The sequence below is a fragment of the Stygiolobus caldivivus genome (assembly GCF_019704315.1).
In the GTDB taxonomy this organism is placed as follows: Archaea; Thermoproteota; Thermoprotei_A; order Sulfolobales; family Sulfolobaceae; genus Stygiolobus; species Stygiolobus caldivivus.
The window spans coordinates 2,866,550-2,879,573 of sequence record NZ_AP024597.1 but is presented as its reverse complement, the minus strand read 5'-3'; the positions used below and the strand labels follow the sequence as shown (position 1 = coordinate 2,879,573).

At 35.7% G+C, this 13,024-nt stretch carries 9 protein-coding genes; 2 read left to right on the top strand and 7 right to left on the bottom strand.

Annotated features, from left to right (window positions below; translation table 11 throughout):
* Positions 1–176: 176 nt before the first annotated feature.
* Positions 177–1,433, bottom strand: coding sequence for an amidohydrolase family protein (locus KN1_RS14240; protein WP_221288430.1), 1,257 nt, complete (start codon positions 1,431–1,433; stop codon positions 177–179).
* Positions 1,434–1,464: 31 nt separating this feature from the next.
* Positions 1,465–2,412 carry an aromatic ring-hydroxylating oxygenase subunit alpha gene (locus KN1_RS14235; protein ID WP_221288428.1) on the bottom strand — a complete coding sequence of 316 codons (948 nt, stop codon included), beginning with the start codon at positions 2,410–2,412 and terminating at the stop codon, positions 1,465–1,467.
* A gap of 206 nt (positions 2,413–2,618) precedes the next feature.
* Here KN1_RS14235 and KN1_RS14230 point away from each other — a divergent pair, with 206 nt between their 5' ends.
* The gene (locus tag KN1_RS14230; protein WP_221288426.1) at positions 2,619–4,163 is read left to right on the top strand and encodes an APC family permease; all 1,545 of its coding nucleotides are present in this window, start codon (positions 2,619–2,621) and stop codon (positions 4,161–4,163) included.
* Here KN1_RS14230 and KN1_RS14225 read toward each other — a convergent pair.
* Both KN1_RS14225 and KN1_RS14220 read right to left on the bottom strand, forming a co-directional pair.
* Complete coding sequence (locus KN1_RS14225; protein WP_221288424.1) at positions 4,142–5,053, bottom strand: DUF1177 family protein; 912 nt, start codon at positions 5,051–5,053, stop codon at positions 4,142–4,144. The genes KN1_RS14230 and KN1_RS14225 overlap by 22 nt on opposite strands.
* Positions 5,043–6,227: an FAD-binding oxidoreductase gene (locus KN1_RS14220; protein ID WP_225905723.1), complete on the bottom strand. Its 1,185-nt coding sequence runs from the start codon at positions 6,225–6,227 to the stop codon at positions 5,043–5,045. The genes KN1_RS14225 and KN1_RS14220 overlap by 11 nt, the downstream gene beginning before the upstream one ends.
* Before the next feature lie 91 nt (positions 6,228–6,318).
* Between KN1_RS14220 and KN1_RS14215 the strand changes: the two genes are divergently transcribed.
* A complete protein-coding gene (locus KN1_RS14215) occupies positions 6,319–7,308 on the top strand; it encodes an acetamidase/formamidase family protein (protein ID WP_221288420.1) in 990 nt (329 codons plus the stop codon).
* On the opposite strand, the gene KN1_RS14210 is transcribed toward KN1_RS14215, so the two are convergent.
* From KN1_RS14210 to KN1_RS14200, 3 genes are all read right to left on the bottom strand, one after another.
* Positions 7,286–8,887 carry an APC family permease gene (locus tag KN1_RS14210; protein WP_221288418.1) on the bottom strand — a complete coding sequence of 534 codons (1,602 nt, stop codon included), beginning with the start codon at positions 8,885–8,887 and terminating at the stop codon, positions 7,286–7,288. The two genes, KN1_RS14215 and KN1_RS14210, sit on opposite strands and share 23 nt — an antisense overlap.
* An 808-nt stretch (positions 8,888–9,695) precedes the next feature.
* On the bottom strand, positions 9,696–10,940 hold the full coding sequence (locus KN1_RS14205) for an amidohydrolase family protein (protein WP_221288416.1): 1,245 nt from the start codon (positions 10,938–10,940) through the stop codon (positions 9,696–9,698).
* Positions 10,941–10,945: 5 nt separating this feature from the next.
* Entirely contained in the window at positions 10,946–12,538 is a 1,593-nt protein-coding gene (locus KN1_RS14200) for an APC family permease (RefSeq protein WP_221288415.1), read from the bottom strand.
* Between the last annotated feature and the right edge of the window lie 486 nt (positions 12,539–13,024).

The following is a 13,024-nucleotide window of genomic DNA, read 5'->3' as shown; positions in this document are numbered from 1 at the left end:
TTGTTCTTTTAATTCTAGCCAAGTATAAAATATACCTTGTTTGACTTTCTGATATTTGCCTTACAATTATCTTACAGAGGGCTTTTCGTCTTACCTTGAAAGATGCCCTTTATAGATTAACCATGTGAATATATAAGATTAAGCCTTACGGGTTTACTAGGTCTTTGGGAGCCTTCTTAAAGGTTATTATATAATAACTCTCCCCTCTTTTGGCTCACTATTTCGCTACCTTCAACTACTATTTCACCGTTGACTATTGTAGTATCCACTTTTCCGATAACTTCATATCCCTCATAAGGAGTCCAATCCGCCATATGGGTCGTATTTATACTGATCTTCCATTTCTTACTCAGGTCATAAAGGACTAGGTCCGCCCTATACCCTTCTTTGATAGCTCCGGTGTCGAGACCGTTAAGCCTTGCTGGGTTTTCCGATAGTAACTCTATAGCCCTATGTAGGGGTAGTCCCCTTTTTATAAACTCGGTAATAATCATAGGGACTCTAAGCTCTATACCCGGTAAGCCTGGCACTAGATCAGGGAATTGATTATGCGCCTCTTTGACGCTCTTATTAAACCAGTTATGGTCAGTAGCAATAACATAAACCTTATCTATCCTTTTCCACAGTTCCTCCGGATCCCTAACTGGGGGTGAGGTCACATACATATAAGAGTCTTTCCTGTCGTATACGCTTTTATCTAGAATAAGATGGTGGAGAACAGCCTCTGCCTTTACCCTCTTATGGTCTATGATATCTAGGGACTTTCCGGCACTAGTATGAGCTATAAGACCTCTGTCAAGGATTGCATTAACCCTTGCAACTGCAGATATCTCAGTCTCTTCAGGTCTAGTTAAAAGATGTAGAGCAGGCTCTCCCACCTTACCTTCAGACAGAACCTTAATTAGCTCCTCATCTTCAGCATGTACCATTATATACCCGCCTCTTTCCTTTACAAATTCATTCAATTTTATTAAATCTGACAAGCTACTCTTTAGTCCAGCATATTCGATCATCATAAATTTTACCGATTTGAACCCGCGCTCGAATATTTTACTTAGCTCACTAGAAACAGTGTTGGCAAAAATATGAAAAGAATAATTGGTAGCTGAGTCCTTAAATTGTTCAATCCTCTGGTCTAAGTTAGGTTCTCTATCCACGAACGCAAAATCAATTACAGTCGTAGTTCCACCTAATAGGGCTGCTGATGTGCTTTTCTTTACGTCATCTGATGTGGGGACCTTTAGATATGTCTTATATATATGGACGTGATTATCAACTCCACCAGGCAGGAGTAACTTACCCTTACCATCCAACACCATATCTGAGTTCCCAACGGATTTGCCTACTTTAACTATCCTATTCTCCTCTATTTTAATTTCGGCTTCTACAACTTCACTATTTTTATTGACTATCTTTATGTTTTTTATTATCATGTAAGTAAATAGAAAGATACTATAATTAAAGCTATTCTGTTAAACCCAGTTCCGGCATTACTCCCAACCTCTCTCTTAACATTCTTCTATAAAAAATAGATAATTTATCAGCTTTGACACTTATTTCTTTCCTTAAATCTAGATAATATTCTTTGGGCTGGGATTCTAAGACTTTCTTGTCTTGATTTATTATTTCATCCTCGAACTTTCTAATACTCTCTGGATCTACTTGATGAGCATAGTTCATAAATATCCACGCGTAAACAATGCTTTTATCCTTAGAAACGGGGTTAACTGCAAATAACATTGAAAATACATTCCCTTTATCTTCCTTCTTGAAATAGAGGACGAATGGTGTTAGCACTTTATAAGTATAGTTAAAAAATCTACCATTAGTGGTTCCATCTGGGTTAGGTTGCCACACTAGGATATTTTTCGCTATTATTTCTCCTCTATAATTCTTCTCTACTTCATACTCTGGGATCTGAGGAAATTTAGGATCGCCTAAATAATTTGAATGGACAAACGGAAAGTGGGATACGTCCATTAAGTTTTCCATAACCCTAAAAGGGTTTGCATTAATAACATAAGGGCCACATCTTATCTTTCTAAAATCTTCTTTCTCCCACTCACTTACAAAAGGGATCTCATGGAGTTCATGTGAAATAGATATCCATACTATTCCGTACTTCTCTAGTGTATTATATTTAGTCAGCTTAACGTTTATCTTTTTTCCTAATGACGGTACCAAAACTAATTCTCCGTTATGGTCAAAACGCCATCCGTGATAGGGACATTCTATCTCACCGTCTATTACTTTACCTAAAGACAACTTAGCCGATCTGTGAGGGCATAAGTCGTTAAAAGCTAGGATACGACCTGCGTAGTTCCAAAGGATAATATCTCTAGAAAGAGTGGTCACACTTAGAATACTTTTAACTTGGTCAGAAAATGAGACCGGTATCCACTCATTTAGCATTATTTTCTTTATATTTATTTGAGCTTATAAAAATCAGGTGTGATCTTACTAAAAACAACACAAAATGAGGGCCATTATCTGTCATTAGTTTTCCATTAATAGGAAAAACATTAACGCAAAAATTTAAACATTTTTTACCGTCCAACTTATCCAAATTGTTTAAGATAATGCATAAAGTTTTAAATATTTACTATCATAATTCCGTTATGGAAAAGAAACTATTTATTAGGGAGAGTTCAGGCTTAATAAAAGACGCATCGGTACTCGATGCTATAATGATAAATTTAGGTAACATGTCAGCTGGTGCAGGGATATATTTTGTCTCGTCTGCCCTAATACCAGGCAGTAATGCGATATTAACGTCAATAATAGGTTTACTACTTACCATACCTCAAGCAATAATGTACACACTATTAATGATCGATATACCCAGAACCGGCGGTGACTATGTTTGGATGTCAAGGTTGGTCTCACCGTGGATAGCGTCACCCTTGGCAATAGGATTAGCATTACAAACTCTAGCATACATAGCACTTATAGCCCTATCAGTACCCTCTTTTCTTAGCTCTTCTTTAGGGGCTCTTTCAGTAATTTACTCAAATCCAGGGTTATCAACGGTATCATCAATGCTCTTATCGCCAGTCTATACAGCAATTTTAGCTGCTGTAGTTTTTTCTATAGGTATAGCTGTAAACATTTTTAGACCTAAATTCGGTTTTATGTTTATATCAGTAACAGCTATAATAGCAATAATTTCTACTATAGTAACATTAGCGAGTATGCTATACTATGGGCATTCAGCCTTCGTAAGCTCTGTTAATTCTCTCTTAGCACCGTATAATACTACATATTATAAGATAGAGACCGCAAGTTCTTCTCCTTTCTCTTTTTTAGCTACAATGAGCCTTTTACCTCTATTCGTAGTGTTCATCTACCCATGGCTTAACGCCTCACCTAGCATAGCTGCTGAAATTAGAGGATTACATAAAAAAGGAAAATATAACCTTTACCTTTCTTTGTTATTCACAGGACTAATAGTAACATTAAGCCTTGCGGTAATGTATAACGTTGTCGGGATTAATTTTGCTAATAATGCCCCTTCCAACTGGCCTAGTAATGCCCCGATTTCTCCTAACTTCTTAACCTATGCAATTTTAACTATAAAGAACCCTATAATTGATTGGATCGTCGCAATAGGATTTCCCTTCTGGGATTTAGCAACAATAGGATACGGGATAGCTATCTTTGCAAGGTATGTCTTCGCTCTATCCTTTGATAGAGTTTTACCGGAAAAATTTGCTTACATAAGTGCAAAGTTTAAATCGCCGATATATATTCACCTCCTAGATTTTGCAGGGACAATGATAATAATACTTGTATCCATATTTTTCGCTTCTATATACGACTTATTCGGCACCACTCTTTTAGGAATGATATGGTTCGCTATAGTATCACTAGGAGGAATATTTTATGTAAAGAAATCCTTCTTTAAAGATTCTAATGCAAGTAGATTTAGAATAGGCAAAATACCAGTTATTGTAATAGCATCTGCTCTTTCATTCATATATTTCGTTTATCTCGCTTATGTATTTATTACTGACCCAGCCCTAGGTGGTAATACATTTGCTGACGAGTTTATTGGCATAGCTGTACTGGTAGGAGTAATAATTTACATTTTAAGGTATTATACCTTGAAAAAGAATGAGGGGATAGACCTCAGACTACTATATCAAGAAATACCACCAGAATGAAACCTCAATAGGTTAGAGTTCCCAATTTTTTCTTTAAGTTCTTTTAATTCATCATCATAATAAACCAAGTTTTTATCATTCAAATACTTTATTAACTCAAGGATAAACCTCGATGCATGTTCTAACATATTAATATCCATTACCCCTGTAGCATAGCCTGGCACAGGATAGGCCGACACTGTAGCTACTCCTAAAACAGCGGCATCAGTATATATCCAAGGTGAAACAAGAGTAGTACTAATGTGATACACCTTAAAGCTAAGTGGTGTTAGGTCACCCGTAGTAAGTGGGATAAAGTATGGTTCATGGTTTGTAACTCTAGTATAAATATCGATGATTTCCTCCGTTACCCTCAGAATATACCCCTCTTTTATAACGTGAGTTATGGCAAAGTCATTATATTTAGCTATTTTATTTCCCTTTGTAGAGTCTATCGAGATAAGCGTGTCAGCTTTTTTATCTACTTCATATTTAATAGCTTCTTCTAGACCTACTAAAGGTACCATGAAATAGAATGGCTGATGGGGTATTAGCATTGCATTAGTACTAACATTAGTAATAACGGTAACATTTATTGGAATATTAAATCCGTTTTCAATTAAATTCAATAACTCTAAGAGGACTGTTAACGACACTATTGCTCCATCAGCGTCTGAGACTAGTCCTATAGAATTATTTATTTGAACCGCACCAAGTCTACCTAATACTTCTACCGTCCTATTTTTAGAATTTTTAACATAAAATCTCAAGTACGTGACATCTTCATTATTTGCCTTAAGATTGATCTCCTCTACTTCAACGCCCCTATTTTTGATTATTTCGAGTATTTTCTGCTTAGGGTTTTTAGTTTCTAAGGCACTTACGGTTTTTATTAGACTTTCAAGTATCAAGTCTCAGTTTCCCTGGATTTAAAATATCTTTAGGATCTAATAACCTTTTGTACTTTTTCATCAGTTCTAATCTCTCAGGTTCATCTACCCTATCATTTATGTATATAGAATGGATCTCGAATGGAATCCCTTTCTTTTTCATTATGTCCTCGATAATCTTAAAGTTCCTCTTCTCGGACATGAACACAGTGTAAATAATGATCTTTCCTCTTAACGTCATTACATCACCATGGATCAGCACTTTTCTACCTAAATATTTCTTTATTTCGCTTATAACTTCATAGAACTCCTCAAGAGATAACAACCTCACCTCATAAAAATAATTTTTGAAACCAGATATTTTGCTAAAGGTTACATAGACTGCTGCAAATGCTAGTTCATCTAAAAATCTACCGTCTATTTCACTTCCTAATTTCAAAGTTGAAGAAATAATCAGGTTCCACTCGTTCAGCCCGGTCAACCTTCCTACCAAGCTTAGTGCATCAGAATCCTCTATGATGATTCTCCTTGTTTTTTCTCTCGGAAGAGTTTTTATAATTTCTAGAATCTGCAATAAATCTTTACTAGTTATTAATTGGTCCTTCCAATCATCACGATCCATTATTCCTATTTCAGCTTCAGTGATAACGCCATTAGTGCCTGCTGCTTGTGCAAATCCCAAAGTCTCTTTTTCCCTTACCTCTAAGATATTTGCATTACTACCGTAAACTTTTAGATACTTGATACCTGCGTGGAAGTGGTACCCAAATTGAAATGATCCAATCCCTACATCTCCCCCGGCGATATATCCTCCAATTGTAGAAAGATACAGACTACTAGGATAGACCTTCAATGTCTTACCATGTCTCTTCAAGTATCTTAAAATTTCAAAAACTTTATCTCCAGGGCGTACTCTGACGTATTCATTATCCATTTCAAAGTCACTCGTCAAATTATTTATGTCTACGACTATAGAAGGTTTAAGCGGGATTACCTGACCAATAGTTGAGGTGCCTCTTCCGCGCATAATCAAGGGAACATTATACTTATAAGCTAACTGTAAAATAGTCTTTATGTCATCTTCATTAGATACCTTAATAATACCTATAATATCTCTATTCATTTTAGACAGTATTGGAGAAACAACATAAGGTGCAATAGAATAATTGATTATTTGATCTATGTCAACTATCATTTTATTACCTAGTTCTCTCTCGAATTTACTGAGTATATTTGATTCAAACATAGCTCTTTACATTTTAATCTCGCTTATCGTATATTAAAATATGCAATACACTATACACGCAAAAACCCATAATAAATGGGATAGTTCTCTCCCTCCTATTTTCTCAATAAGTGATGGTGATATAATAACCGTAGAAACTAAAGAAGCTTCAGACGGGCAAATAAGCCCGTCTTCTACAGATAGAGAGCTATATAACTTAGATTTCGACAGAATCCATCCTCTGACAGGGCCCATCGAAATTAGAGGCGCTGAGCCTGGAGATGTCTTAGAGATAGAGTTCATTGATTTTAAGGATAAAGGATGGGGATGGACGGCAGTTATTCCAGGTTTTGGATTCCTATCAGATGAACAATACACTGCACCTATTGATCTAAAAGGACCTTCTCTTAAGATATGGAACGTTAAAAATAACAATGCCTATGCTAAGTTTGGAGAGATTGAGGTCAAGATTCCCACATATCCTTTCCCTGGTGTTATCGGAGTAGCTTTACCTCAAAGAGGTAAATTAAGTACTATTCCCCCTAGAGAAAACGGAGGCAATATGGATATAAAGCACCTAACTAAAGGTTCTAAGTTATATCTTCCGGTATTCATTAATGGGGGTCTACTCTCTATAGGAGACACCCATTTAGCTCAAGGGGATGGAGAGGTCTGTGGCACAGCTATTGAAGCCCCACTAGAGGTCACTATGAAAATAAGATTGATAAAGAACATAGGATTAACTCAACCAATATTTTATTCCAATAAAGTAAAAGACATGGAATTTAATGAGTATATAGCTTATCCGGGTATTGATAGTAACTTATGGGTAGCATCTAAAAAAGCTATTAAGGGTATAATTTCTATCTTGTCAAAGTATATGGCTCCTGTTGAAGCTTATATGTTAGCAAGTGTAGCGGTAAACCTGAGAGTTAGTCAAGTCGTAGATGTTCCCAATTGGATAGTTACAGCTTATTTACCTTTAGACATATTTGAAAATGACACTGTAAAAAATGAAATAAAAGAGATTACTCGGGTGGTATCTCCGTAAACACTAATTTTAAGTCTACTCCTTCTTTTTGCCTATAATATTTAGATATATAATATGTTATCACTCCAATTATCGGTATTATTGCTATCAGTGTGAGGTTCAGGGGCAAATTACCTGCTAGAACCATAGAGTTATACAAACTATTAATCAATGCGTAGCCTATAGCTGTTATGACTGCTATAACCAGAACTGCTGATGAAATTATCCCTGTTATCAGTAGCTCTTTCTTTTCTTTCTGTGATAGTTCAACGCTAGGTATACCTTTAATACCTGCTACAGTAGCTGATATTGTAGCTTGTAAAAATTGATAAATAAACAAAACAGCAATCAATGCAATAGTTGAAACAGCAAAACCTAAAAACTGAGTAGCATACTCAAAGAATACGCCTAACGCTAGAGCAACGCCTGAAGCTATAAGAGGACTTTGTGTCGTTGGGTTCACATAAGCTAGTTTCTCCGGTAGTATCCTATCAAATGCCATGGCAAGCATCACTCTAGCGGGGATCGCTAACGATAGAGGACCCGCTACGAACTGGATACCTATATTCAACACACCTACAAGCAGGGCCAGAATAGGTGAACTTACCACCATTACTCCTGCCCATGCTATATATCCTTCTGATGCGCTTACCGGATTACTGGAACCCCAACCGTTCAAAGCTACCTCATTAAAGAACGGTATCCCCATCGTAGTCGCAGTGTAAACTGTTAATCCTATTATTAAAGCTGTAGCTATACCGTAACCTATTAGCATTCCTACCTTTAGACTCCTGGTAGCTTGTTTATACTCGCCTGCAAAATAAGAAGGACCAAAAAACCATACAAAGAGCCACATAAGCATCAATATCGCAAAGACGAAAGTCTGCAACGGATCAGTGTAAGGTGAGTAGTAGCTTAATCCTTGTGAATATAGATCCTGGTAATTAGGCCCAGAGAACGTTGACGAGAATTTATTGAAATCATTTACAAAAGCTGTTCTACCTTGTGCAAATAAACCTATAATTAGGATAGCTCCTACAACCTGCATTGTGGCGATAGCAAAAAGGAAATTGGCCATTATTTTTTGCGGAGATATACTCACTATCCACATTAAGACTAATGATACTAAACTGGCTAGAAAGAAATAGTCTGGGTTTGAGAGTATTTCAGTACCTAGGTTAAATAATGCCGAGTTTTTAAAAGCAAGTCCTATTATTTGAAATGCCGGTCCTATCCCTGCGGATACCTCTATTTGAGATAGTATAGCAGCTAATAAAGGAGTTGAAATAATATTAGCCATCCCTTGTATAGTAGCGGGTAAAGGTCCTATGATCCTCGAAATGTAGATATACTCCCCTGAAGACCGTGGAATATACTCCGCTAATTTTAGGTAGACTAAAAATATAGGTAAAGCTATTATCGGTGCTATAGTTATACCTATGTACCAGTTAGCTGCTGGTATTGCTGGTGAATAAATTAGGGTATAGTAAAGTGATATTGGAACAATTAGGGCTAATACTTTTGCAAACGCATGCTTGGCTCCCATTTGCCTAACTAGACCTGAGGATTCCCTTATGAATAGTTTTTTACCTTGTGACATAAATGTAATCTTTTCATGAACTCTTTTTAAATGTAAAACCCATTTAAATTAAAAATATTACAAACTATTACACTTGAATTTTGTATATTTTTGATGAAGATTTGGGAAAAATCATGTGAAAATTTATATTGAAAGTATATATTCTTACTATTTAGATAACATTTTACCTAAAACTCTTGTGCCTAATATATTTTTACCAATTAGATGTGTAATATTAGATCTTCAGATCAAGATTTTGTGTTCCTAACTATTTAAGATAATAATGAAGTATAAGTATGCATGTAAGTGTTCAGGGTAATACTTTACTGCAACGATTTTTCAGTAAATGCTAATTATATTCTAGATATTTATTAAGAGTTTTTTAATTGGTACTCCTAAAGGATCATATTCCCAAAGTGAATCCATCTTGTATAGGGTCGCAGATAACTATAGTTGATGGAGGAAATGAAAGAGCGATATACTCGGTCACTTTATAAAGGACAAAAATAGCTTTAACTTAAAGTATACACATTGGCTATGAATATGACGAGAGACTTGCCCTTTAGTGCTTTGACCAAGTATTTAGATCATGCGTTAAAAAATTTCTTCAGTCTCGTGGACAGTAAGTACCATAAAGTAATATGTGATCCATGAGAGCAAAGCTTATTATCGCCACCGTAAGCCCGATTCTGGTTGACATTTATTCAAAAATCGTAACAGCTGAGTATTACCCTAAACATTTCCCTCGATAATTATACCTCAGTTTACGTTAAATACTTAGGCCCCCCACTAATTTAATCAGAAAATATATAAAATATCATACCTTAGCTCAATCTACTATGTTTATTACCTTATCAGTGATATCACTATCATTTACAAGAAAAGAAACATTATTATTAGCATAATATCTGCCGTTAATTACAAGAAATGGAGGCAACGCAGTCCTAATCGCGTCGTAATAGTTCCTAGCTTGCAAAATGATAAATTGAGCCTTTTGTCCTTCTTCAATGATAGGCGGAACTATACTAAGAGCTTTATAACCGTTTTCGGTAATTCCACTAATTAAAGAAGTTACTTCAGATGCTACGAAGTGGTCTACTAAGAACGCTTCTTGTACTACCCTTAACATATTATAATCCCCTAGAGGATAAATCGCATCAATAACGTTATCGCTACCTAAAGCAACGTTTACACCTCCTTTCATAAGCTCTCTAATCCTTGCGATACCTCTCCTCTTGGGATAGTTATCATAACGACCTTGTAAGTGAAGGCTGACTACAGGGTTTGAGATCACGGATACGCCACTATCCCGTAATAGGAGGAGTAATTTGTGAAAATACCAGTTATCATAGGAATGGGAAGCTGTCATATGGCTAATACTAGTTCTTTTCCCTATGCCCCTAACAAGGGCTTCTCTTGCTAAGGCCTCAGAAAAGCGAGATGAAGGATCATCGGTCTCATCAACATGTCCATCTATTAACCTACCGTATTTTACAGCCAAATCTGTAGCAATTTTTATTGACTTATATCCCTCTTCAATGCTACCTTCACTATGGGGTATTAATCCAACTACTTCCGCACCTTCTTCTAATGCTTTTTCTGCCCTCTCTATATTATCCCCATAAAAATACCCCGGAGTAGGAAAAGCTACTACTTGTATTCTTATTAAATTCGTGAATTCCTCCCTAATTCTCAACATCTTTATAGCTAAGTCATTTAATACTGGTTCATGTGTTCTGACATATAAAACCCCATTAATAAATAACATTTTTGAAATAATATCTAGTCTTTTTCTTAGGTCTTCCTCACTTATTTTAGGAATAATCTCTTCCCTTGTAATTTGTACACCTTCTAGCAATGTACCGCTTTCATTAAACTTGGCATATTTTAAGGTCAGGGCATAACCAAGATGAGAGTGAGGATTAACAAAGGGAGGGGAGATCAATCTTCCTTTAGCATCGATTACAGTACCGTCTTTTCTATTACAGTCAATACACTCTATCATGCCCTCATCGTTAACGTATATTGAGTGAATTTTATTATCAGAATTAAACTTCACGTTCCTTACTAACATGCCAATCACTCCGGTGGAATTTCCTTAAATGTTATAGTGACATCAATACCCTGGTTAAGTCTATAACGTCTAATTCCCTCAAACATGGCTATCGCAAATACCGGGACTCCAACTATTATCCCGAGGTTTAGAGGAAGATTTCCTGCAAATAACATAGAGCCGAAGGCAGAGTTTAAGACCCCATAAACTATTAGTAATAGAGCCGAAAATAGAAGGACTACTGCCGAAATATAACCTATTACTTCTATTGATTTATCATTAACACCATATAATTTCTTCCTTGCCAGAATTATCGCAGCAATTGCAGCTGGAAAATATTGGTATAAGATATAAATTATAATATCAGTCAATACCCCGATCGAAAATCCGAAATATATTTCTAGTATATCAAAAATTATCGCCATAGATGTTATAATCAAAACTGAGTATATGGGGGTCTTTAATTTTTCATGTACCTTTGAAAGAAAAGAAGGAGCCATCCAATCAAAAGATAGAGCAAAAAGCGTCCTAGTGGGTATAGCTAGGTCTATAATTGCATACAACAAATACCATGTTAATGCAGATAATACAATAATCGTAACTAAGGGGGGATTATTCAGAAAGGGTATAACAACGTAAGATAATAAGGAATTAGGAGCAATAGGTATTCCGTTACCATTTGGTGAAAACCACCCATTGACGCTAGTATAATCATAAAACGAAATCCCTATCTTATACTGTATTCCAGCTACTAGAGTGATAGCCATAATAGCTGTAATTATATACGATATTATCAGTCCAATTAACATGGTGTTTTTGCCCCTTTTAAGTTCTCCACCAAAATAAGTCGGTGCATTATTGTAAAGATAAAGGAAGGAGTTTATAGCTGCCATTAATACTAGAGTCTGTATTAAGCTAAATTTTCCTAAAGGCTCTATTAGGGAAGAATAAGACGGACCAGAATATGATGCAGAAACGGAATTAAATACCGCAGGATAATTACTCACTGTAAATATACTAATTATCATTGCAATTGTCCCAATTATCTGAATAAGTGTTAAACCTGAGACTATGGTAGCAAAATACTTAGTCCTAACTGCCGTAACAGCTGTAGCTAACCCTATTATCAATAAAGTAGCCACAAAGAAAACTGGAGTAGATTCAGCAGAAAAAGAGAAATTTTGAGCAAAAGTTATCAGGAAAGCGTTATGAAAAGTAATTCCTAAAATTTCAAGTGATGGCTGTAAAACTAAAGGTAATTCTAACTGCGCTAAAAGCGGTACACCTGAAGCGAACACAAATATATTTGCTATCGCTTGAATGTATCCTACTCTAGGCCCTATTATTCTTGAAATATAGATATAGTCTCCTGCACTTCTCGGCATTACCCATGCTAATTTATAATAAAGTATAGCTACTGGAAACATTAAGACGGCCCCTAAAACCGTAGCTAAAATCCAATTTGAGCCGAGTAATACTACTGCGAAAGTCAGAGGATAGGCAACACCTGCAGCTGGTCCTAAATAAGCAAAGTTCATAGAGAAAGCGTCTAATGCGCCTATTTCTCTAATTAAACCTGAACTTTCTCTAACGAAGACTTTTTTACCGCCTTTCTGCATGAGCTAAATTATAGTTTTAAACTATTTAATAAATTAGTCATGCATTATGATGGATAATATCTAATTTTTTGAACCTTTTTTTAAATATTTTTTAAATCTATATCCTTACTAATTAGTCTGAAGGTAATAATCTACATGCTTAATGCCTATGTTGCCCTTTAAAGCCGCATAAAGTGCAAAATAAGGGAGTATATAAAAGCGTATGATAAGGGTGTTATAATTGAGACTACCAAGAACAGCTCCACGTACATTGTATTATTTGTATACTGAATTATGTTAATTAAGAAAAGGATATTACAATTGGCAGTGGAGCACTTAATCCCTACTGTTATCTCTTACGGGTAAACGTTACATTGCTTTCCGCATTAATAGTGAAAAAGATATATTCTCGGTCAATTAATAAAGGCAAGAATATTATCGATATTAAGGTGGAAACATTTGCTTAACGGGAGGATAGGGACTTGCGCTTCAGTGTCTGACTGAATA